Raw genomic sequence first — 23055 nt, 5'->3', positions numbered from 1 at the left:
GAAACTCCCTATTTCGAAGTGGCGCTAACATGCTGCAGTGCAGAAAACATCGCCAGACAGAGGAGTTAAATTTTTTAAGCCGTTGAAACAAAATGAAGTTTATTAATTCTCGGCATAGTTCGCAGGAAATTGTGTGCAAGATTCTGCGTGACTCATTGTTCAAATTTGCATAAATCAGCACAAATGACGCTGCCATCAAAGATCGCAAAACTCGCTTTGGTGACCCTCGCTTTCCTGCTGTCACTCGGCGTGTGGTTTTCCGCCGGGCTGTGGGCGGAGCGCGGGGCGCTTGATCGTCTTCGCGAGGACGCAACACTTATAGCGCGCCAGCAGACCCGACTGATTGACAGCGAACTTGCGAAGTTCCGGCTGCTGCCTGTCGTTTTGAAGGAATATAGCGATCTGCGCGATGTGCTCGCCGGTGGCTCGCGGGATGCCACAGCCCGTCTCAATCAGAAACTCGAACTTGTTGCACATCAGATTGGCTCACCAATCATCTATGTCATAGCGCGTGACGGTACTGTTATCGCGTCCTCGAACGCCAACACACCGGAGAGCTTCGTAGGGCGGAACTACGATTTCCGCCCTTATTTCAAGGGCGCGATGGCGGCGGGCTCGGCTGAATATTATGCCATAGGCGATCTGAGCGGGCGCTTTGGTCTGTTCCTCGCGCAGCGCATTGGCGATCAGGCTGATCCGGTCGGTGTGGTCGTGATAAAGTTCGAGTTTCATAGACTGGTTCAAACCTGGTCCAACGATCCTGGGCAAACCTTCGTTGTCGATCCCCGGGGCATCATACTCGCCTCGACGGATAAATTCGAAGACCTTCGTTCGTTTCAGCCGATAACAACCACAGAACGCGCGCAGATCATTGAAAGCGGGCAGTTCAATGCGGCGGATATGAAACCGAGCAATTATCGCTTTGCGCCGGAAGGAATGATGATCGAGCCTTCTGGCGGATATTCAATCGCTGTCGATGAGCCGATTGCGGGAACGGCGCTGAAACTGGTCCATATAGAACCAACGGGACCAGCGTTGCGGGCCGCAAATGATCTTGCCCGTCTGGTGACTGTGGCGGCGATGCTCGTTTTCGTCATAATAGCCGGTGCCATATATTGGCGGGTAAGCCGCGCTGCGCGTGCTGCGGCTTATCGTACAGAGCTTGAGAGTGCGGTTGAGGAACGTACCGCGGCATTAAGTGCCGAAATGGCGGAACGGGAACTGGCCGACAAGCGTTTTCGCGATGCCCGGGAGGAGCTTGCCCAGGCAAACCGCCTTGCCTCCCTCGGATCAATCACCGCAGGACTTGTGCATGAGATCAATCAGCCTGTCGCGACCATTCGAACACTTGCGGAAAACGCGCAGCATCATCTTGCAAATGGGAAGCTCGACAAGGTTGCCAGTAACCTTAGTACGTCGGTGGAGCTCACGGCTCGTATCGGTTCCATCACACAGGAGATGCGTCGGTTTGCCCGCCGGCGGAGCGGTATCGTTCGCCCACTTCCGTTGAATGAACTGGTGGATGGCACAATGCTGCTTATGGGAGACAGGTTCCGCAACGCCAATGTCCGACTGGATATACCCGAGCGATCCGACGTGGTGATACTCGCCTGCCGCATACGATCCGAGCAGGTGCTGGTGAACCTGCTGCAGAATGCATTGGATGCGGTAGCGACCAGCCAAAATCCTCGAGTTGCATTCAGCATCCGCGAGGAAGGGGACCAAATTTCCCTTGTCGTGGACGATAACGGCAAGGGGATTGAACCGAAGCTGGCCGATGAGATCTTCAGCCCCTTTGTAACCGGAAAAGCGGATGGGCTGGGCCTGGGCCTGGGTATTGCAAGAGACCTCATGACTGAAATGGAAGGAACATTGCACGTCATTCCATCGCAGCTTGGCGGCGCGGCTTTTGCAGCCACTTTGAGGCGTGCAGGAAAGGAGGGGCACCGTGACGGAAAGTGAGCCATTGCGGGTCATGTTGGTCGATGACGATGCGGCATTTCGTACGGCCTTGGCCGATTCATTCGAGATCGCAGGTCTCGATATTGAGGCGCATGGCGACGGGCAGTCGGCTTTGAGCAGTCTGACGCCCGATTATCCAGGCATCGTTGTGACCGATATTCGCATGCCGCGCGTTGATGGGCATGCGGTGATGGAAGCATTGCTGGCGCGCGACCCGGAACTGCCGGTCATTTTGATGACGGGGCATGGCGACATTGGAATGGCTGTGGCATCTCTCAAAAAGGGAGCCTTCGATTTCATTGCCAAACCGTTCGCCGCCGATCATCTGATATCGAGCGTGCGGCGCGCGCTGGAAATGCGCCGTCTGGTACTGGAAAATCGTCGCCTTCGCCGGGCGGCGGCAGATGCCGAACAGGATTATCCCTTGCTTGGCGAAACGCCGGTGATGATGCGGTTGCGCGATACAATCCGCCAGCTTGCCAGCGTCGATGTCGACGTGTTGATCGAAGGCGAAACCGGTACAGGCAAGGAACTGGTGGCCCGCCTTCTGCACCGCTGGAGCGCGCGCCACGCACGCGGTTTCGTTGCCATCGATTGCGCGGCTTTGCCGGATCCCATAGCGGACGAAGTCCTGTTCGGCAGTCGCATCCAGCGCGGAAGGATAGCCGATGCAGATCGGGGCACCTTGTTTCTCGATGAGATAGACAGCATGTCGCCAGCTGTTCAGGGTAAACTGCTTCGTGTTGTCGAGGAGCGTGAACTGCCCTCGCTTTCCGGGGAGCCGCGTGCCGTGAATCTCAGGATCATCGCGGCTGCAAAAGGAAATCTCGAAGAAGCTGTGGCCTCGGGTCGCTTTCGTTCCGACTTGTTCTATCGCCTTGAAACGGTCAGGCTCCGTATTCCTCCGCTGCGTGAGCGGCGGAAGGACATCGGTTTGCTTTTCTCCTATTTTCTTGATGAAGCAGCAGCTCGGTTTGGCCGGTCGCGACCGGCCATCGATGCGGCGATGGAAGCGAGGCTGAATTCAGACGAATGGACAGGAAATGTTCGCGAGTTGCGCAACTATGCCAAGCAAGTCGTGCTGGGACTGCGCCACGATCCCGTCGCGGAACCCAACCCGCCATCACTGTCGGAGCAGATGGATCGTTTTGAAGAAAGTGTCATTCGAGCGACGCTGGGCCGGTTCAGCGGCGACGTCGGCGCCGCCGCAGAGTTGTTGCAATTGCCGCGACGAAGCCTCTATGCCCGTCTGCAGAAGCTCGCAATCGACGCTTCGACTTTCAGGAAGCGTGATTGATATTTTCGTGCATCTGTGAACTGCCTCTTGGAGGAAGGTGCCACGGTCGCCCGAAGGTCGAGTTACATCGATCTAGAGCATTTCCAGCAAAATTGTGAAACGGTTTTGCGTTGGATAATGCGATAAAACAAATAATTAAAGCGGTTCCGGCGATTCTGTTAGAACACGAACCGCTCTAGTGTGCTGCGGCTGAACGCTGCCGGCTGATCCATGCAGCTCCGATATTTCCGTGCAGAAAACCGTTTGAGAGCGGCACATCGGGATAGATTTTTCGCAGGCGCGCGGCTCCTTCGTCCGGACTGGTTACCTGTTTCAGCACATCGTCATGAATGCGGGCCACTTCCACCATATCGCAATCCTGCGGTGACAGTCTGAAACGCCTGATCCCTGCTTGGAGCAGATCGGGCAGGTCCTCAATCAGCGACTGACAGGTATGAGAGAGCGTCTGCACGCCATTGAGAGCCAGGAAGGGTTGACTGTCCAGCGTTTTGACGGGCAGTCCGTCCGGCTCTTCACCGCATACAAACTGACAATTGTCCTTTATGTGACCCTTGGACCGCGCATGCGCGCAACGGGCTGAAATGGCGAGCGGCACTCGTCCGAACGTGAATATTTCGAAAGCAATGTCGGGTGCAGCTTTGACAATCTCCCGGATAGAGCTGATCGGTAATTCCGGCGGAAGACAAATCGACTGCGCGCCGCGAGCGGCAAGAACCTTGGCGGTTGCCGCATTATAAACATTGACCAGTGGACCGACCATGTGCGGCACACCGGACAACAGTCCCAATGCAGACAGATCGTTTGCCTCAACAGGAAGTGTTGCTTCCTTGATCGTTTGGCGGACCTGCTTGGCTTCGCGTTCAAGCATCACCAGCGCAAGCGAACCGAGGCTCACTAGCTTGCCTGCGCGCTGCAGCCGCTCTATCACGGCGTCCATGTAAGGTGTCAGGAAATGGAACCGCTTGGAACAGACGATTTCACCGACAGTCACATTGGTAATTGGCGCTTCGTCGGCGATGCGGAAGTAAAAATCGCGCCATTTGGGGCCGTCCCACAGAAACAGAACGGGACCAAGGCTGAGGCTCGCTCCTGACATGTCTATCTCCAGCGTTTGTCGTAAGCGCCTGAAGTCGTCTGCTGGCCCTCGCTCAGCAGTCTGAGACGCGATAGCAGGGCTGCACGGCTCTCGGGAGGTGCGGCAAGTGTTTGACGCAGCGTGGAGACGACTTCGCTGACATAAGCCTTGCCGCGCTGGCGACCTTCAATCTTGAGCGCCGAGACCCCTGCCGCCCGCAACTCGTCTATATGGTTCATGACGTCGAGCGAAACGGGGTCTTCGAAGGCATAGCCTTGCTCGTCTGCAATGTTGAAGCGGCCCTTGCAAAGCGTCGGGTAGCCGGTGGGTTCGCCCACCGGGAAACGATTGATCGTATATTCACCGAGTTCGGAAACGAGTTCCTGCCCATCCTGCCGGTAGCGGACATGGCTTGCCGGTGAACAAACGCCGTTCATGTTAGGCGATCTGCCCGTTGCGTAAGAAGACAGGGAGCAGCGCCCTTCAGCCATGACGCATAATCCTCCAAATACGAAGACTTCCATTTCGCAAGTGATCTTGCGGCCCAATTTCGCAATGTCGGGGATCGTCAGCACGCGGGGCAGCACGACACGCCTTGCCTTGAATGCATCAACGAGAAACTGAATTGCATCTGCGTTGGAAGCGGAAGCTTGTACGGAGACGTGAAGCCGCTGCGTTGGATGTTTTTCAGCCGTATAGGCCATCAGCCCAAAATCGGCGAGGATCACCGCATCTGCGCCGAGTGTTGAGGCATCATCCACGGCGCGATACCAGATGTGTTCATCGCCCGCGCGCATGAACGTGTTGATGGCAACGAAAACCTGCGTTTTGCGGGAATGGGCGAACTGGATCGCGTCGCGTAGCTCATCGCGGCTGAAGTTAAGGCCGGGAAAGTTACGCGCATTCGTTTCATCGCGAAAACCACAATAGACGGCATCCGCTCCGGCACTTACCGCTTCGCGCAAGGCCGCGGGCGTGCCTGCAGGGCAGATCAGTTCCATCCGTCAGTTTCCTTGCCCAAGGCTTTGCTTCGCACATAATTTGCGATGCCGCACACCATCGGCGCAAATGGCCCGGCGCCGGTGCCGAGATCGGATGGAAGATCTATGTTGCAGTCGTCCAGCGCATTGCGAAGCGCGAGCATGGCTTCCATGTCGCCTGTCACGGTAATGTCCCGGGAGAAGAACAGCGCGTCCCCATCGAGTTTGCCCTCGAGGAGCGCAAGCAACATAACCAGCGGTCCTTCTATGCCCGCATCGACCGATGTCGCCTCATTTTCGCGCATGATCGTGATGCGTGGCTTGTCCGGCTCAATCACAAAAGCAAACGGAATGTCGGACGGGTGAAAACGGAAACGCTTTGTCGCATAATCCCCAAGACGTTCGAAGAGCCCCGGGTGGGCTCGCATCACGTGAAAGAATATGCGCGAGACGAACGGGGCGATCAGAAACGGTGGAACAAGCCGGGCTGGCGCAGCCACAGCCGAGGGTATCTTCATCATCATCCAGCTCCGGTGAGCCTTACAAGGTGAAACCAGAATTAGGCGATTCAATACAAGGACAGTTTGATTCAGATCAAAGACGGCGAAAGAATTCGATATTCAAAAATGGGTTATGAAAACGGCCCGATCTTTTCCACCATATTACGACTGCCTGCAAAGCTTCTTATTGGAGCTTGAACGTCGCAATGATCTCGTCAGGATCAGGCGTCCGGTATCGCTCGTTCAGGAGATAACCGAAATCCATAAACGAGTGCTTGAGGATGATGGCCCCGCGCTGCTTTTCGAGCAACCCGTCAACGCAGAAGGGCGTCGGCACTCAATTCCTCTGTTAGCCAATCTTTTCGGCTCGAAGCGGCGTATCGCGTTGGGGCTTGGCCGTTCTGTCGAAGAAATTTCCGGCCTTGCCGAGACGCTTGCGGAACTGCGCGCGCCAAAGCCGCCGCGTTCGGCGGGTGAGATATGGAGCAAGCTGCCTTTGGCAAAGGCCGCATTGAACATGCGCCTCCGTCATGTCCGACAAGCGGCAGTGCAGGCTAAGGTACTCGAGGGCGAAGCCATCGATCTCGATCTGCTGCCCATCCAGTGGTGTTGGCCCGGCGAACCCGCCCCACTTGTTACCTGGCCGCTGGTCATCACGCAGGCGCCGGACGATCCATCCGATGTCAATGTCGGAATTTATCGGATGCAGAAGCTTGGACACGACAAGCTAATCATGCGCTGGCTTGCCCATCGGGGCGGTGCACGCCATCATCGCATGTGGCAAAGGCGCGGCGAGGATATGCCTGTTGCCGTGGCCATCGGGGCCGATCCCGCGACAATCCTCTCGGCCGTCGTGCCCTTGCCTGAAGGGATGAGCGAACTCGCCTTTTCGGGCCTGCTTTCCGGGCGGAGGCCTTCGGTGGTCAGTGCGCGCACCGTGCCGCTCTGCGTACCCGCCAATGCCGAAATCATTCTGGAAGGACGAGTTTCCTCATCCGCTACCACGCCGGAGGGGCCCTATGGCGATCACACCGGCTACTATAATAGTGTGGAGGAATTTCCGGTGATGCAGGTGACGGCGATTACCATGCGAAAGGATCCCGTCTACCTTTCGACCTATACGGGTCGTCCTCCAGATGAATCCTCCAGACTTGGCGAAGTGATGAACGAACTGTTTGTGCCGCTTGTGCGGAAACAGTTTTCGGAAATCGTCGATTTGTGGCTGCCTCCGGCAGCATGTTCCTACCGCGCAATGGTGGTTTCGATCGACAAGCGCTATCCCGGCCAGGCCCGGCGGGTGATGATGGGGCTTTGGTCCATGTTGCCGCAGTTCAGCTACACGAAACTCATAATCACAGTCGATCCAGACATAAATGTCCGCAACTGGGATGATGTCATGTGGGCGCTCGCCACGCGTTTCGATGCGAGCCGAGACGTCGTCACGCTGGCTGGCACACCGGTGGATTATCTCGACTTCGCGTCGCCTCGTTCGGGTCTGGGCGGGAAACTTGGACTTGATGCAACCAACAAGATCGGCGCTGAAACCGAGCGGGAATGGGGTGCCGTGCTGAAGATGAGCGATGACGTGATTGCCCGTGTGGATGCGATGTGGGGCGAACTGGGTCTGGATAAGGAAACCACGCGATGAAACGGATTGTTGTCGGCATCTCGGGGGCCTCAGGCGCTCTCATCCCGCTCAAGCTGCTGGAACAGCTTTCCGCCTTAAGTGATGTCGAAACCCATTTGGTTGTGTCGGACGCCGCTCAGCAGACCTTGCGTCACGAGCTGGGTCCTGACGGTTATGCCCTTCTGCACAGGCTCGCGAATAGAAGTTATTCTGTCGGCGACATAGGTGCCCTTATCGCGAGCGGATCGGTTGCCACCGCAGGTATGATCATTGCGCCATGCTCCATGCGTACACTTGCAGCGATCGCCACGGGGCACAGCGACAGCCTGTTAACCCGCGCGGCCGACGTTCATCTGAAGGAACGACGCAAGCTGGTTCTGATTGCACGAGAAACTCCGCTGCATCTGGTCCATTTGCGCAATATGTGCACTGTAACGGAATTGGGTGCGATTGTGATGCCGCCGGTTCCGGCCTTTTATTTCAAGCCGCAATCTGTCGACGAGGTGGCCGAACAGATCGCGGCGCGGGCCATCGACCTGATCGGCATTGGCGAAAAGAGATCAGAAAGCTGGGCGGGTATTCCAGCCCTCCGATAACAGCAAGTGCAGGCCTATGCGAAAGGTTGCGTTGGGCTTTTTGCTGGCTGGGTGAACCATTTTGGCCCCGTTGCCGTCATATGGATATGATCTTCCAGACGGACGCCGAACTGGTCGGGGACCACGATCATCGGCTCGTTGGAGAAGCACATGCCTTCCGCAAGCGGGAGTGAGTTCCCGCGGACGACATAGGGGGCTTCGTGAATTTCCAGGCCAAGGCCGTGACCAGCGCGGTGGGGAAGGCCGGGCAGGGCATAATCCGGTCCCAATCCGTGCCTCACGAGCGTAGCGCGCGCTGCATCGTCAAGGGTTGAGCAAGCAGCGCCGAGCTTCGCCGCGTCGTAAACGGCTTGTTGGGCTTCGCGTTCTATCGCCCATATGCGCGAAAACTCTGCTGTAGGCTCATCCGGTATATAGGTGCGCGTGAGATCGGAATGGTAGCCATCGATGCGGCAACCCGTGTCCACAAGGATAACATCACCCGGCTGATAAAACTGTTCGCCGTCCGCGCCGTGCGGCAGCGAGGTCGCAGTCCCAAATGAGACGATACAGAATGTCGAGCCACCCCTCGCGCCGAGTGCGCGGTGCTGTTCATCGATAAAACGCACGACTTCGCTTGCGGCAATGCCGGGCTTGATCATTGCATGCGCACGGCGGTGGACTTCAAGCGTCAGATCCATCGCATACTGAATGATCGCGATTTCTTTGGCTGACTTGCGGATACGCTGTTCCCGGATCAGCTCGCTGCCGTCGAGCAGCCGGTCCGGCTGGATCTCTTGCCTGAGAGCATTATAGAAAAACAGCGGGACGGCGTCGTCGACCGCAAGTTTAGTACCTGCCGGGAGGAGCGATGCGATCAGCGCGGCTGGGTTCTCTTCCTCCTGCCAGATGCGGATTTCTCCAGCCAGATGCGGGAGGCTTTCGACGCGGCTCTGCTCAAAGCCGGGAACGATGTAAATTACCTCCGAAGGCGTAACGAGGGCGCCCAGAAAACGTTCGCTGATGTGCCAGACCAGCCCGGTATAATAACGCAAATTTGCTGTCGGCCCGAGCAGAAGCCCGCCGATACCACGTTCTCTCAACTTGCTTTGCAACGATGCCAGCCGTTCGAGACGCTCTTCCTGTTCGATTTGCGGTGGTGATGATGGCGAAGTCATAATGCATACCTTTGAGTTGTCGTTTCTGTGCACGGCTGTTTGCTCGCCGGCAGATATATCACGGCTTTTGCCGTCTGGTAGTCATCTCTTCAGCCTTGATCCAAAAGCTTGTGCAGTTGCAGTTCAATGGCGGTGCTATGGCCCTGAACGCGCCTGCGAAACGGACCACCGGAGTGCTGGAAGGGTCGACTATTCACAAATAGATGATGATCAGGAACAGCGCTGTACATTGCGCGCTGGAATGGAAAGCACTAACTGGGTCACACTGTGGTAACAAAATTTGGGTAAGAAACCGCAGTTTTCAAATTGGGTTAGCGTCTGTGAGGTTTCATGCCTGAGGTATGGCAGTGGGTTTCCGCTTTTGGCTTTTCGGTTGTTATTGTCGTGGCGGCGCTCGTCTATCTCAACATGTCAAACCGTGAAATGCCGGGTGACACATTCAATCTCTTCACAAAAGTTGGTGCTGTCGCCGTAGCATTCGTTGCTGCCTTTGCGAGCCTCGCCGCCGCAGCTATTATCGATTGATCTTGTCGTTCATAGTTTCAGCGAAGACACCGCCGCTTCGCTTTTATGCACGTAATCGCTGGCATCTGATTGTCGCTGAAACAGCAAGATAAAGAGCAGGTCCGTCAAAATCAGTTGCGCGTCGCGCGCGGTTATCGATGACGAGCGAACCCGCTCTTCATCCGCAACGGTATACAAGCGAATATCGGCAATTTCATTAAGCGGACTCCTGTTGAGACCTGTAACAGCGATTACGGTCGCTCCGCATTTCCTGGCTTCTTCCGAGATGCGGATGGTTTCAATACTTGCTCCAGAATAGGAGAGGGCAAACAGGACATCGCCCTCGTGCAAGGTCGAAACATTGGCCATCTGGATATGACTGTCGCTATCGTGCATCACGTTGCGGCCGAGTTTCATCAGCTTATAGGAAAAATCGCGCGCCACGAGTGACGATGCGCCAACGCCGGCGAGATGGATACGTCGCGCGCTGATCAGCGCTTGCAATGCATCGTCGATATCCTGCTCGCTGTTGGCGGAAACCGTTCGTTGCATCGACTGCAGCTTGCTGCCGATAAGCTTCTGCAGAACGGTGATGTAACTATCTCCGGTTTCGATGGAGCCGTGCACCATGCCTGCTGGAACCTGCCATTCCTTGGCCCGGGCTTCGCTGACGGCGAGTTTGAGTTCCTGATAGCCGTCAAATCCGAATTTCTGGCTGAACTTGACCACGCTTGACTGACTGCGTCCGGTCGCCGCCGCGAGCGCGGAGGAAGAAAGTTTCAACACCTGTTCCGGATGGTCGACGATAAACTGGCCGATCTTTCGATCCGCAACGGTCAGTTCGTTCAGTTTGGCGCTGATCTTTTGTAGAATCGACATATGTAATTATTCCCGATTCCGGAAGGTTCGATACTCGATTGCCCCGGTCGTAAGACAATTCGATTTGCTTTGGAATACAGAATTCCAGCATAAACGATTATGCGGAATTGCCCAACGGTATGTGTGGAATGCGGCGCGGGGGCCGGAACGCTTCAGCGGATAGCTCGCGATTAGATTCGATATCGGCAGAATTCACCCCCTTCCGCTAATGGCAATCCGGCAGTGTATATCAGTTGTGGTGTACCCGATTGGACCTTGCCTCGGTGAAGGTAAGGAATAAAATATTCCATATTGGAATTGACGAAAAGAATTTTCAATCATAGCATATTAACCATAAAGGCGCATTTGAACGCCGCTCGACAGGCAGGCAGAGCATGACAGAACAGGCGTTGTTATCTGAACTGGATAAGCTGGTTTCAGAAGAGCGAAATCCGCGCACGATGGATATCGATCTGCTGGCCAGTCTTGCTATCGTGCGCCGCATTAACGACGAGGATCATCTGGTGCCCGCCGCTGTCGAAAAAGTTCTGCCTCAGGTCGCGCAGGCGGTCGACAGAATTGTTGACGCCTTTCGGAATGGCGGTCGGCTGATTTATTTGGGTGCTGGAACGAGCGGACGTCTTGGCGTTCTTGATGCCTCGGAATGCCCACCGACATTCAGCGTACCGGAAGGAATGGTGGTGGGCTTGATTGCAGGTGGCGCCGATGCGCTGCAACATGCAATCGAAGGCGCAGAGGACGATCCCTCGCTGGGGGAGGCAGATCTGCGCAATGTGAGTCTGGCCTCAAAGGATGTCGTCGTGGGAATCGCGGTCAGTGGACGCACTCCTTATGTGATCGGAGGGCTGGCTTACGCGGCAACAATTGGTGCTACGACTGTGGCGCTTTCGTGCAATCCGAACTCCACGATTGCGGCTATGGCTGAAATTGCCATATCGCCAGTTGTAGGGCCTGAAATACTGACTGGTTCGACGCGGCTCAAATCCGGCACGGCGCAGAAGCTGGTGCTCAATATGCTGACGACGGCAAGCATGATCCGAATAGGAAAAACATATGAGAACCTCATGGTGGACGTCAGTGCCACCAACCACAAGCTCGTCGCACGTGCCTCGAGAATTGTCATGCAGGCAACCGGTTGCGGGGCGGGGGAGGCAAAACGCGTTCTCGCCCTGACGGATAATGACGTCAAGCTTGCAATCCTCATCACGATAACCGGAATGCCAGTGGATGAGGCAAGAAAGGCATTAAAGAATGCTGGGGGATTTCTTAGACAGGCAATAAATGCCAATAAAGCGTGAGCCGAAGCGGGGAAGCGGTCGGACATCAGCATTGCAGTGATTTGCGAGGGAAGAAAATGGGAGCGATTTTCAAAAGAAGCCTGATTGCGGGCGCCGCCACATTGGCATTGAGCATTGGGAGCTTCAGCGGGCTGGGCCTGTCTACGGCTTCTGCCGCGACGCTTCGCATGGCCTGGTCACAGGATGCTACCGGTCTTGATCCGCATAAGCAGCCAGCGTTTTCATCGATTCGGCTGCTTGAACTCATCTACGAGCCGCTCGTTCGTCTCGGTTCCGATCTTCAGATCGCGCCTGCCATTGCGAAAAGTTGGGAGTTTTCCGATGGCGGCAAGGTTCTGACATTCAAGCTCGACCCGAATGCAAAATTCCATAACGGCCAGCCGGTTACGCCAGCCGATGTGAAGGCATCCTTCGAGCGTATCCTGGACGAAAAGACGGGTGCGGTGGCGCGTGCCAATTTCGGTTCCATCGCCGCTATTGAGACGCCGGACAACGAAACGGTTGTCTTCAAACTCTCGCAGGCAGATGTCCCGCTATTGGCGGCCATTGCCAGCATCAATGCGGCGGTCCTTCCTGAAAGCGAGATCAAGGCGGGCAATATTGGTACAAAGACCGTTGGATCCGGCCCGTTTGTCCTTGAACGTTGGGAACCGAATTCCAAGGAAGTACTGAAAGCCAATCCTAATTGGGCCGGCGGTAAGGTAGCGGTCGACGGAATCGACATCAGTGTTCTGCCAGATGAAACGGCGATTCTCGCCGCGCTTCGCGCCAAGCAGATCGATTTCGCGCTTCTCAACGACCCGCTGGTCGCAACGATGGTGCCGAACGAAAGCGCTCTTGAACTGGTGCGCACGCCGGCGCTTGCTTATCATGTCCTGCAATTGAACCCGTCGCGCAAGCCCATGACGGAACTGGCCGTGCGTCAGGCTATTTCCTGCGCCGTTGACCGGCAGGATGTTCTCGACACGGCCTTGCTCGGCGAAGGAAAGGTGACGGGCCCGCTGACAATGCCCGCCTATGCAAGCGACCCGAGCACGCTTTTCTGCTATAAGCCCGATGTTGAAAAAGCGAAGAAGCTGATGGTGGATGCGGGCTATGCGGACGGTTTCTCGGCAACGATCATCGCGGCAAATGGAGAGCCTGCGACCGCTGCGGCCGAGGCGCAGGTGCTTCAGTCGCAACTCGCCGAAATCGGCATCAAGCTCGATATCCGGATGATGGAACTGAACGTCTATGTCGATACGTGGCTGAAGGGGGACTTCGACATGGCGGTGGCGTTGAACGGCGGTTCGGCTGATCCCTATACGATGTATGGCCGATACTGGACCAAGGCGGGCAACCTTCAGAAGGTCGCGCAGTATATCGACGATACGCTTGACGATCTGATGCAGAAGGGGAGAGCCGAAACAGACCCTGAAAAGCGCAAGGTGATTTTTGCCGACTTCGATAAGCACATAACGGAAGTTTCTCCGTGGGTATGGCTCTATACGGCTAACACTTATGTTGCTCACCAGAAAAACGTTACCGGTTTCGAGCCTCGCGCAACCGGATCGCTATTCGGCATAACCAAGCTGCAGATCGGGCAGTGATGTCACGAAATCCGCCACGTCTTCCTGAGAAGGCGTGGCTTGCAAGTGCCTTCCGGAACGGCAGGCCGTGAGTAATCTGACATGAATTATCTGACACGTCGGCTGCTGACATTTCCTCTGGTCATGCTGGGGGTGTCGATCCTTGTCTTCGTTGCGATCCGTCTGGTGCCGGGTGATTCCATCACTGCCATGCTCGGAACGGAGGCAGGGTTGTTGACCCCGGAACAGCGGCAGGCGCTGGCGCAATATTTCGGTATCGACCAAAGCTGGACCACCCAGTACTGGCGATGGCTGGGTGATGTGCTGCAAGGTAATCTTGGTGTCTCGGTGACATTCGGAAAGCCGGTTTTGACGGTTATCCTTGAGCGTTTTCCGCTGACGCTGCAACTTGCATTGATGTCGATGTTTATCGCTTTGCTCGTTGGGCTCCCCGCTGGCGTTTATGCGGCAACGCGCAACGAGAAAATATCCGATCTGGCGGTGCGCATTTTCGCAATGATCGGGCAGTCGACTCCGAGCTTCGTTCTCGGTCTCCTCTTTATTTATATACTGTCGGCGGGGTTTGGGGTTTTGCCTGCGATGGGCGAATTTACACCTTTCTGGGTGAACCCGTGGCAGAATTTCCTGCAGATGATCTTGCCGGCCCTGACGCTCGGCTTTGCTTTTGCGGCATCGGTCACACGCATATCGCGTTCGGCCATGCTGGACGTTCTCAGCGACGATTATGTTCGCACGGCTCGCAGCAAGGGAGCATCGGCTCGCTCTGTCATCTGGCGGCACGCATTGCCTAATGCGCTGATACCAGTAGTGACCCTGAGCGGAGTGGAGTTCGGCTATCTTTTGGGCGGAGCCGTGCTGGTTGAGCAGATATATGCTCTGCCGGGGCTTGGACGCATGGTGCTCGACGCCATTCTCCAGCGCGATTATGCTCTGGTGCAGGGCAGCATTCTTTTCATTGCCTTCAATTTCATGATCGTCAATCTGCTGGTTGATCTCCTGTATGTAGCGCTCGATCCGCGCATTCGTCTGGAGGAAAACTGATGCAGATATTGCGTTCTGTTTTCGCTCATCCCAGCGGCCGTATCGGCGGGTTCATCGTTCTGGTTTATCTGATTGTGGCTTGTCTCGGCTATTTCGGCTTCACGCCGCATGATCCTCTGATGCAGTATCGGATAGGCAGGCTGCGTCCTCCAGGTGCTGCCCACTGGATGGGAACCGACCTTTTCGGACGCGACGTCATGAGCCGCCTGATGGCTGGTGTCGCGCAATCCTTCATGGTGGGCTTTTCGGCAGTCGGAATTGCCGCTTTCGCGGGAACTGTTCTGGGATTGACTGCGGCGTGGTTTGGGCGCTGGTGGGACGGTGTCGTCATGCGCATCATGGATGTGCTTCTGGCGTTTCCGGCAATCTTGCTTGCGCTTCTCATCATTGCTGTTGTCGGGCCGGGAACAGGAACAAGTGTCGCCGCCATTGCTATCGTTTACACCCCGATCTTCACGCGGGTTGTACGCGGCCCGGCCTTGTCGATCAAAACACGCGAATTCGTTGATGCGGCGCGTACGTTCCACAGCAGCAACCGTTATATCCTTTCCCGCCATCTGCTGCTCAATCTGGTGGCCCCTTTGACAGTGCAGATCACCCTGGCGCTAGCCTGGTCGCTGCTGACGGAGGCAGGCTTAAGCTTTCTGGGTCTGGGCACACAGCCACCCGCTTCGTCACTTGGTCTCATGCTGGCCGATGCGCGTAATCTCATGGAGACCGCGCCATGGCTGCTGGCCTTTCCGGGACTGACGATCATGATCGGCATTCTTGGCTTCAACCTTCTGGGTGATGCCCTGCGCGACATCCTCGACCCGAAGATGCGGAGAGCGATGGCATGAGCACGCTGCTTTCTGTCTCGAGCCTTCGCGTTGGATTCGGTCGCAATCCTGAAGCCAACGAGATCGTGCGTGGCGTAAGTTTTGATCTCGCCGTGGGTGAAACACTGGCAATTGTCGGCGAAAGTGGTTCCGGCAAATCTGTAACGGCCCTGTCGATCAATCGTCTGGTGGATTTTGGCGGCGGTCGCGTCATCGACGGATCAATCAAGCTGAATCGCGCAAACGGTAGCACAATCGATCTCGTAACTGCGAACGAAGCAGAGCTGACGAAAATCCGCGGTGCAGAAATCGGTATGATCTTTCAGGAGCCGATGACATCGCTCAATCCTGTGCTGACGATAGGCACGCAGATTGAGGAATCATTTCGTCTCCATCGCGGGCTCACAGGAAAACAGGCAGCTTCCGCTGCCAAGGACGCGCTGGATCGCGTGCGTATTCCAGACGCCGCACGGCGGCTCAAATACTGCCCGAACCAGCTTTCCGGTGGCATGTTGCAGCGGGTGATGATCGCCACGGCGCTTGCATGTAATCCGCGCCTCATGATTGCCGACGAGCCCACGACTGCGCTCGATGTTACCGTGCAGGCGCAGATCATGGCGCTGCTCGCACAGCTGAAGCGAGAAACCGGCATGGCGATGATCTTCATCACGCATGACATTGGTCTGGTCGCAGGAATGGCCGACAAGGTCATGGTGATGCAGCATGGCAAGGCGGTTGAACAAGGACAGCTGAGCACTGTTCTCGACCAGCCTCAGCATCCCTACACACAACATCTCCTGAAGGCCGTTCCGCATTTTGAAAGCGGCAAAGCGGTGCGAACCGATACCGTGCGCACCACGCTATCGGGAACAAAACCGATCCTGTCGGTGAAAGGATTGACGGTCCGTTTTCCGGTCAAAGGCGGTTTTCTGGGTCGCAGGCTGGGGGCAGTTCATGCGGTGGAGAACGTCGATCTTGATCTCATTCCCGGTGAAACGCTTGCGATCGTGGGGGAGAGCGGTTCGGGAAAATCGACAACTGCGCGAGCCATTCTCGGGCTTGTCAAAGCTTCACGCGGAAAGTTGGAAATTGGTGCGGTTAGCACCAACGATGCGGGAAATTTCTCTTCGGTGCAGATGGTTTTTCAAAACCCCTACGCATCGCTCAATCCGCGTCTGCGCATAGATAGTATCCTTGCCGAGCCGGTTATCGCAGCTGGCGGGCGGGACGGACCGGAGACGCGGCAGAAGATGCTACAACTGCTTGACCGCGTCGGGCTCCCCGGCAACAGCTTGGAGCGCTACCCACATGAGTTTTCGGGCGGGCAACGCCAGCGGCTCTGTATGGCCCGCGCGCTGATGCTGAACCCGGCGGTCGTAGTTCTGGACGAAGCCGTTTCCGCGCTGGATGTATCTGTGCAGGCCAAAGTTCTGGACTTGCTGATCGACCTCCAGAAGGAGCGTGGCCTTGCTTACTTGTTCGTATCGCACGACATGGCAGTGGTAGAGCGGATCGCGCATCGCATAGCAGTTGTCTATGCCGGGCAAATCGTGGAAATCGGCGATGCCGCAACAATCCTTTCTGCGCCGAAACACTCTTATACGAAGCGGCTGATTTCTGCTGTTCCAAGTATTGATCGGCGCAACGAACATTTCGCCCTCGACACACGACAAGTGCCCTCGCTTGTGCGCCCGCTGGGTTATGAGCCGGAGCCGGCAAACTGGCAGACATATGGCCGGGATCACATGGCCCGGACCGAGGCATAATTACCATGGCAGAATCAAATATTCCCCGATCCGATACAGCCTTTACGGCTCGCTTTGAAAAAGCGTTCGCTTTGGTGAAAGACGCTTGCGACTCTTATCGCATTCCCGGCGGTGTTCTTGGGATGGTCGATCTTTCTGGCAACCGCGCTGTCAGGGCAACCGGCTTTGCACAGATCGTCCCGACCAGACGGGCAATGACCATCGATACGTGGTTCGATCTTGCTTCGCTGACAAAAGTCATTTACACGACGCCCCGCATTCTTGCGCTGGCTGAGGATCGCGTCATTGATCTCGATGCGCCATTGATCACCTTGCTACCCGATCTTCGGCAGTATGATAATGACGCCTGGGAGCGCAAGGTCACGTTCCGTGAATGCCTTGGTCACCAGACGCCTTTTCCGTCCGTCGAACCGATCTACACTTACGGGCGTGATCCGGAACTTTTGCGCGCGTTCGTTCTGCAGCGCGAATGGCGCAAATGCGAACCGGTTTATTCGGACATCAATTTCATCCTGCTCGGCTTTGCGTTGGAAAGGCTATACGGCAAGACCATTCGAGAGATGGAGCCCGGCGAGGGCTTCGCTTTTTCTGCGGAGCCGGAAATGAGTGCCGCGACGGAAAACTGCACATGGCGCAATCGTGTACTTTGCGGCGAAGTACACGACGATAATTGCTCTGCATTGCAAGGGGCCGCGCATGCCGGTCTGTTCGGTACTGCCGCATCCATACTCGATTTCGCGCTTGGTCTGCTTGACGGAACGGGAGCACCGCGAAACGTGATCGCCCACATGCGTCAGCCATTATCCGCAACCCGTACGCATGGCTGGGAACGGCCTTATGATGGCTGGTCGGGCGGCAGCTTCAATTCGAAGGATACGATTGGCCATACCGGCTTTACCGGAACCGGCTTATGGATCGATTTTGAAGCAGGCCGGGCATGGACCCTGCTCACCAACCGCATTCATCCCACCCGTCATTTCGACAGCGGTATCTTGGCACTGCGTCAGGGCGTTGGTGACGCAATCTCATTGGGATAGGAGACATCTATGCAGCCAATATGGGCCGTCGGACTGATGACCGGCACAGTTCTTGACGGAAACATCGACGTCGCTCTGTTGAAAACAGATGGGGAAACGGTAACGGAATTTGGAGCTTATGCGCTAAAGCCTTATCCGCGCTGGATTCGCGACCTGTTGGAACAGGCACAGGCCGAAGCGCGCATCTGGAATTTCGAAGGATCGGAGCCCAATGTTTTTGCAGAGGCGGAAGAAGCGCTGACGCGCGCGCAATCTGCGGCTGTCCGCGAACTGGTAGAGGAAAGCGGGCTCTCGATGGCGGATATCGGTGTCGTCGGCTTCCACGGGCAAACGGTTTTGCATCGCGCGCCGCAAGCCGGTCGAATCGGAGACACGAGGCAACTCGGCGACGGAAGGCTTATGAGCGAACTCTTGGGGACCACGGTCGCCTATGATTTTCGCACCGCAGATATCCGTGCTGGCGGGCAGGGGGCTCCGCTTGCTGCCATATACCATGCTGCCTTGCTGCGCAGCGTGGATCCGAGCGGCAGTACAGCGATTCTTAATCTCGGCGGTGTCGGTAACATCACCTGGTGGGATGGTGGGGATGCGCTTGTGGCATTCGACACGGGACCAGCCAATGCGCCCATCAACGATTTCGTGAAAGCACGCGGCTTGGGGGAAATGGATCGCGACGGAGCGCTGGCGGCGAAGGGCAGCGTGGACGAGGCACGGCTCGCAGAACTGCTCAAACACCCCTATCTGGCCGCGCCATATCCTAAATCTCTGGATCGGTTCGATTTTACGGATGCAATGGCTGATGGTCTGGATGAGGAAGATGGGGCGGCCACGCTGACCGCGTTCACGACTTCGGCAGTAGGCAAGGCCTTGGACCTTCTCCCCCGTCGACCTCAGCGCCTTGCAGTCAGTGGGGGTGGACGCCGTAACCCGACAATGATGCGCATGTTGGTTGAGCGCGCGAAAGTGGAACTTGTTCCAGTCGAAACGCTTGGCTGGCGGGGCGATGCCGTGGAAGCGGAATGTTTTGCTTTCCTGGCGGTACGTGTCCTGCGCGGCCTGCCCATCAGTTTTCCAAGCACAACGGGCGTGCCGAAAGCCATGACAGGTGGAAAACTGGCAGGCTGAATCAACGATCCATATCGATTATTTCTACAGGGCGGCGTCATGACGTTGCCCTGTTTTGGTATGGATCGACACTCCAGCCTCAACTGATTATCGGGCATGGCATGTTAAAATGCGACCGTTATATGAAAGCTATCTAATATTAAGATGGTTCTCCAACTGCGACCCTTTGAAGTTACGTTGCGTCAGGGGAGCTTTTGATATTTCATTTTTATTGCAGATAAGCATGAAAAGGTACAAAACTGGTGCGATCTTCACGTTGATTTAGGCAATTCTCTTTAATGGTTTAGTTTATTATGGAGAATGCAATGAAACTTATCCGAGCCCTTTTCTGCCTGGTCTTGCCTCTTGCCTGGTTGTCCGGGGCAGCTGCTGAACCCTTGGCGAAGCCGACCGGTAAGCCGATTCTCGTCATATCCGGCAAAATCTCGAATACGAATGTTGGCGATACGGCCCAGTTTGATCGGGACATGCTGGAAGCGATGGGGTTGGTCACCGTGGAAACGGCAAATCCTTGGTATGACGGTCGCGTGCGTTTCGAGGGCGTGTCGATGGACAAGCTTATGTCGCTCGTCGGCGCGAAGGGAACGAAGGTGACCGCGGTCGCTTTGAACGATTACGTTAGTTCGTTGCCGTTGGAGGACTTCAAGAGATTCAATGTTATTCTTGCCATGAAGCGGGATGGGAATTACATGCCGGTTCGTGACAAAGGACCATTGTTTATAATTTACCCTTATGACAGCGACCCACAACTTCAAACTCAGACCTATTACACACGTTCTGCCTGGCAGGTTGCCAAGCTGATAGTTGAATAGAGGCAAGTGTGAGACGAATTCTAGGCGTTATTATCTGTTGTTTCGTGGTGGCAACGGCGTATATCGCCTATGTCATTGCCGAACGGCAGACAGCGCTTCAGAAATTCTCCCGTTATAACGACTCTTGGGCCGTCGGGCAGACGGTGTCCGAATATATGCGGCTCGAGCATGTTCTGGCTGGATATGCCCTGAACATGAACGAAGAAAGCCGCGACGAATTACGGCTTCGTCTCGATATTATGTTAGGTCGGCTGGAATTGCTGCAACAGGGCAATCTGCGATCCTTCATTCAGGATGATCCACAGCGCCGTGATCTGTTTTTGAAACTGAGCGATGTTCTGCAGGCGCTTGATCGTCAGTTCGATAAGTTGGACATGGACAGTATCAAAACGGTCCTGCACTCCATGAGCATGCTTGATGGACCGATGACAGCGCTTGCCTCGACGGCCGTCGAATATGACGTAGGGCTTATCGATGCCGCACAGGCGGAAGTGCGCCAACTGCATCTCATCTACACTGGTTTGGCGGCGGGCCTGATCATTTGCGGGGTGGTGCTGGTTATCCTTCTGCTTCGCCACAACAAGCTTCTTGATAGGGCGCATGGTAGCATGCAGCGCCTTACGAGCGATCTTCGACAGGCAACTGGGGAACTGCAGTCCCAGAACTTTCGGCTTGAACATGATGCGCACCACGATGCTCTGACCGGTTTGCCCAATCGTGTTTTGTTCCGGCAGAATCTGGAAAAAAGGCTGGAAGCCGCACATGCCGGAGGCCAGTCGGCGGTCATTCTTCTTCTGGACCTTGATGGTTTCAAAGACGTCAACGATACACTTGGACATGATGTCGGCGATGCGTTGTTGCAGGCTGTCGCGCGGCGTCTCACCAAACTGGGCGCGCGAGGCGACATGGTCTGCCGGTTGGGGGGCGATGAGTTTGCCTTGCTCTCCACAGGACTTCAGGAAGATGAGGCCCTGGAACTTGCAGACCGCCTGATGGAGGCCATCAGTGAGCCATATCATGTGGGCGAATTGGAAATAAAAATCGGAACTTGCGTCGGCGTCGCGATCTCTCAAGGCGAGCCCGATACGGAAGAGCTTTTCAAACACGCCGATCTTGCGCTTTACGAAGCAAAGGCGCTTGGACCCGGTCACGCGAGTGTGTTCGAATCCCAGATGCAGACCCGCTTGCGGGAAAAGAAATCATTCGAAGCCGATCTTCAGAAGGCGCTGGAGAACCGTGAGATGGAGGTCTACTATCAGCCGCAGGCCTGCACAGTAACGCGGGAAATATGCGGTTATGAGGCCCTGCTTCGTTGGACACACCCGGTTCGAGGCTCGGTTTCACCGGTCGAATTCATTCCGGTCGCTGAAAAGATAGGCTTTATACATGCACTGGGGGACTGGGTGCTCAAGACGGCCTGTCTGGAGGCCGCACATTGGAACAAGCCCCTCAAGATCGCCGTCAACCTCTCTCCTGTTCAGTTTCGCAGTCTGAACCTTATTCAGAGCGTTATGGATGCGCTGGAGCAAAGCGGGCTTGGTGCGGACCGGCTCGAACTTGAGATTACGGAATCGGTGCTGCTGGACAAGAACGAACAGACCTTGAGCACGCTGCGCCAATTGAAAGCTCTGGGTATTCAGATCGCCATGGACGATTTCGGCACAGGCTATTCTTCGCTCGGCAGTCTCAGCGGATTTCCCTTCGACAAGATCAAGATTGATCGTACTTTCGTGAGCGATGTGACCACACGGCCCGACGCACTTGCGATTGTCGAACTCGTAACCGGAGTAGGGCGCAGCCTTAGAATGGTGACGATCGCGGAAGGCATTGAAACCGAGGAGCAGTTTGAATGCCTCAAGCGGTTAGGATGCGATCAGGTCCAAGGCTATCTCATTGGTAAGCCGATGCCCGCATCGAAGCTCAAACATCTCCACGGACACCCGCGAGACTTGAAGACAGTCGGTCTGGCTTCCAATCATTGATGATATCATCTCGTTGCAACTGGCTTCAAAGGCACAAATCAGTTTATGCTCATACGCTGATTGCAGCGCAAAATTAGATTGCGATGTAATACATCAATATGTGGGAACTCTTTGCTCGTTCATTCGAACAAGACGTTCCGTGGGGAACCGGGGCGCAGGAATTGCTGAAAGTACATGGGATTAACGTACCGATAACGCCTGACGAAGTTTCGCCGGTTATCTGGCAGGCTTTGACAAGTGGCAGCTATGAGGCCAAGGAAGCACGTTCGATTTTCAAGGCGGTCAAGCCGGGGGATCGTGTGCTGGAACTCGGTTCAGGCATCGGAATTATCACCTCCATTATTGCCAGGATAGCCGATGTGTCGGTTTGGGCTTTCGAGGCGAACCCGACAACAGCGGCACTGGCCCAGCGTGTTGTCGATGCCAACGGTCTCAACAATGTGGTGCTGTCACAAGGAATCCTGACTGCAGGTGAGCCCAGTTCGTTCTGCTTTTATGTGCGGCGTGATCTCTGGATGTCGTCTATGGACGAGAATCAGGGGCCTTACGAACATGCCATAGAACTGTCCTCGACGAATATTGACGAATTCATCACTCGCCACGGCATCAATGTCCTCGTTATGGATATCGAGGGTGCCGAGCGTGATCTGCTGCAAAACGCGGATTTGACAGGCGTGGAACGCATCTTTCTTGAATTGCACGACCATCTCTACGGACTGGCTGGCATTCGGGACATGACCCAAGCGCTTGCGTCTAAAGGCTATGCATATGATCCCCGGGGTTCCCAGGGACCATGCGTATTGTTCTCCAAGGATGATGGTGCGCGGGAATACGAACCTGATTAGCATATCGCATTCCTACATACTTTTGAAAAAGGGCCGCTTTGAGCGGCCCTTTTTCTCTGCTGCCTGTGGAAAGAATTTTTGGAAAAAGTTATGATTGGTCGTTGACAGTTTTGTTTGGTGGGGTCTATATGGCGCCACAACGAGGGCGGCGGCGCCGCAAGCGGC

The 23055-nt window shown here is 55.7% G+C and carries 20 protein-coding genes; 15 read left to right on the top strand and 5 right to left on the bottom strand.

Features of this window, described 5'->3' with window-relative positions:
• Positions 1-183 precede the first annotated feature (183 nt).
• Together ACS5UA_RS18110 and ACS5UA_RS18105 are read left to right on the top strand one after the other, a co-directional pair.
• Complete coding sequence (locus tag ACS5UA_RS18110) at positions 184-1962, top strand: sensor histidine kinase (protein WP_443101556.1); 1779 nt, start codon at positions 184-186, stop codon at positions 1960-1962.
• On the top strand, positions 1949-3259 hold the full coding sequence (locus ACS5UA_RS18105; protein ID WP_443101555.1) for a sigma-54-dependent transcriptional regulator: 1311 nt from the start codon (positions 1949-1951) through the stop codon (positions 3257-3259). The genes ACS5UA_RS18110 and ACS5UA_RS18105 overlap by 14 nt, the downstream gene beginning before the upstream one ends.
• A 175-nt stretch (positions 3260-3434) precedes the next feature.
• Here ACS5UA_RS18105 and ubiV read toward each other — a convergent pair whose 3' ends face one another.
• From ubiV to ubiT, 3 genes are read right to left on the bottom strand one after another with little or no spacing between them, the layout of a single operon-like run.
• Entirely contained in the window at positions 3435-4355 is a 921-nt protein-coding gene (ubiV, locus tag ACS5UA_RS18100) for a ubiquinone anaerobic biosynthesis protein UbiV (protein ID WP_443101554.1), read from the bottom strand.
• 2 nt (positions 4356-4357) lie between these two features.
• Positions 4358-5335, bottom strand: a complete 978-nt coding sequence (gene ubiU / locus ACS5UA_RS18095; protein ID WP_113463611.1) for a ubiquinone anaerobic biosynthesis protein UbiU — start codon at positions 5333-5335, stop codon at positions 4358-4360.
• The gene (ubiT, locus tag ACS5UA_RS18090) at positions 5326-5835 is read right to left on the bottom strand and encodes a ubiquinone anaerobic biosynthesis accessory factor UbiT (protein ID WP_443101553.1); all 510 of its coding nucleotides are present in this window, start codon (positions 5833-5835) and stop codon (positions 5326-5328) included. The genes ubiU and ubiT overlap by 10 nt, the downstream gene beginning before the upstream one ends.
• A 112-nt stretch (positions 5836-5947) precedes the next feature.
• Here ubiT and ACS5UA_RS18085 point away from each other — a divergent pair, with 112 nt between their 5' ends.
• Both ACS5UA_RS18085 and ACS5UA_RS18080 read left to right on the top strand, forming a co-directional pair.
• On the top strand, positions 5948-7462 hold the full coding sequence (locus ACS5UA_RS18085; RefSeq protein WP_443101552.1) for a UbiD family decarboxylase: 1515 nt from the start codon (positions 5948-5950) through the stop codon (positions 7460-7462).
• Positions 7459-8037, top strand: a complete 579-nt coding sequence (locus ACS5UA_RS18080) for a UbiX family flavin prenyltransferase (protein WP_196108395.1) — start codon at positions 7459-7461, stop codon at positions 8035-8037. Before ACS5UA_RS18085 ends, ACS5UA_RS18080 begins: the two co-directional genes overlap by 4 nt.
• Positions 8038-8051: 14 nt before the next feature.
• On the opposite strand, the gene ACS5UA_RS18075 is transcribed toward ACS5UA_RS18080, so the two are convergent.
• Complete coding sequence (locus tag ACS5UA_RS18075; protein WP_443101551.1) at positions 8052-9194, bottom strand: M24 family metallopeptidase; 1143 nt, start codon at positions 9192-9194, stop codon at positions 8052-8054.
• 330 nt (positions 9195-9524) lie between these two features.
• Here ACS5UA_RS18075 and ACS5UA_RS18070 point away from each other — a divergent pair, with 330 nt between their 5' ends.
• A complete protein-coding gene (locus tag ACS5UA_RS18070; RefSeq protein ID WP_006470151.1) occupies positions 9525-9719 on the top strand; it encodes a hypothetical protein in 195 nt (64 codons plus the stop codon).
• Between the two features lie 9 nt (positions 9720-9728).
• Here ACS5UA_RS18070 and ACS5UA_RS18065 read toward each other — a convergent pair whose 3' ends face one another.
• Positions 9729-10577 (bottom strand): MurR/RpiR family transcriptional regulator, encoded by an 849-nt coding sequence (locus ACS5UA_RS18065; RefSeq protein WP_443101550.1) that lies wholly within the window; start codon positions 10575-10577, stop codon positions 9729-9731.
• A 374-nt stretch (positions 10578-10951) separates the two neighbouring features.
• Here ACS5UA_RS18065 and murQ point away from each other — a divergent pair, with 374 nt between their 5' ends.
• The 10 genes from murQ to ACS5UA_RS18015 all read left to right on the top strand — a co-directional run bounded on the left by murQ (position 10952) and on the right by ACS5UA_RS18015 (position 22890).
• The gene (gene murQ, locus ACS5UA_RS18060; RefSeq protein ID WP_443101549.1) at positions 10952-11875 is read left to right on the top strand and encodes an N-acetylmuramic acid 6-phosphate etherase; all 924 of its coding nucleotides are present in this window, start codon (positions 10952-10954) and stop codon (positions 11873-11875) included.
• 56 nt (positions 11876-11931) lie between these two features.
• Entirely contained in the window at positions 11932-13464 is a 1533-nt protein-coding gene (locus ACS5UA_RS18055) for an ABC transporter substrate-binding protein (protein ID WP_443101548.1), read from the top strand.
• Positions 13465-13545: 81 nt separating this feature from the next.
• A complete protein-coding gene (locus ACS5UA_RS18050; RefSeq protein WP_266032931.1) occupies positions 13546-14505 on the top strand; it encodes an ABC transporter permease in 960 nt (319 codons plus the stop codon).
• Positions 14505-15344: an ABC transporter permease gene (locus ACS5UA_RS18045; RefSeq protein WP_443101547.1), complete on the top strand. Its 840-nt coding sequence runs from the start codon at positions 14505-14507 to the stop codon at positions 15342-15344. The genes ACS5UA_RS18050 and ACS5UA_RS18045 overlap by 1 nt, the downstream gene beginning before the upstream one ends.
• The gene (locus tag ACS5UA_RS18040) at positions 15341-17089 is read left to right on the top strand and encodes an ABC transporter ATP-binding protein (RefSeq protein WP_443101546.1); all 1749 of its coding nucleotides are present in this window, start codon (positions 15341-15343) and stop codon (positions 17087-17089) included. Before ACS5UA_RS18045 ends, ACS5UA_RS18040 begins: the two co-directional genes overlap by 4 nt.
• A 5-nt stretch (positions 17090-17094) precedes the next feature.
• Positions 17095-18126, top strand: a complete 1032-nt coding sequence (locus tag ACS5UA_RS18035) for a serine hydrolase domain-containing protein (protein WP_443101545.1) — start codon at positions 17095-17097, stop codon at positions 18124-18126.
• A 9-nt stretch (positions 18127-18135) separates the two neighbouring features.
• Entirely contained in the window at positions 18136-19251 is a 1116-nt protein-coding gene (locus ACS5UA_RS18030) for an anhydro-N-acetylmuramic acid kinase (RefSeq protein ID WP_443101544.1), read from the top strand.
• Between the two features lie 305 nt (positions 19252-19556).
• Positions 19557-20063, top strand: a complete 507-nt coding sequence (locus ACS5UA_RS18025; RefSeq protein ID WP_006472448.1) for a molybdopterin-dependent oxidoreductase — start codon at positions 19557-19559, stop codon at positions 20061-20063.
• A gap of 8 nt (positions 20064-20071) precedes the next feature.
• Positions 20072-22045 (top strand): putative bifunctional diguanylate cyclase/phosphodiesterase, encoded by a 1974-nt coding sequence (locus ACS5UA_RS18020; RefSeq protein ID WP_443101543.1) that lies wholly within the window; start codon positions 20072-20074, stop codon positions 22043-22045.
• A 98-nt stretch (positions 22046-22143) separates the two neighbouring features.
• On the top strand, positions 22144-22890 hold the full coding sequence (locus tag ACS5UA_RS18015) for an FkbM family methyltransferase (RefSeq protein ID WP_443101542.1): 747 nt from the start codon (positions 22144-22146) through the stop codon (positions 22888-22890).
• Positions 22891-23055: the final 165 nt, after the last annotated feature.

Source organism: Brucella sp. RRSP16 (assembly GCF_052246815.1).
Lineage (GTDB): Bacteria > Pseudomonadota > Alphaproteobacteria > Rhizobiales > Rhizobiaceae > Brucella > Brucella intermedia.
The sequence above is the reverse complement of the archived record's forward strand: the minus strand, read 5'-3'. Positions and strand labels throughout refer to the sequence as shown.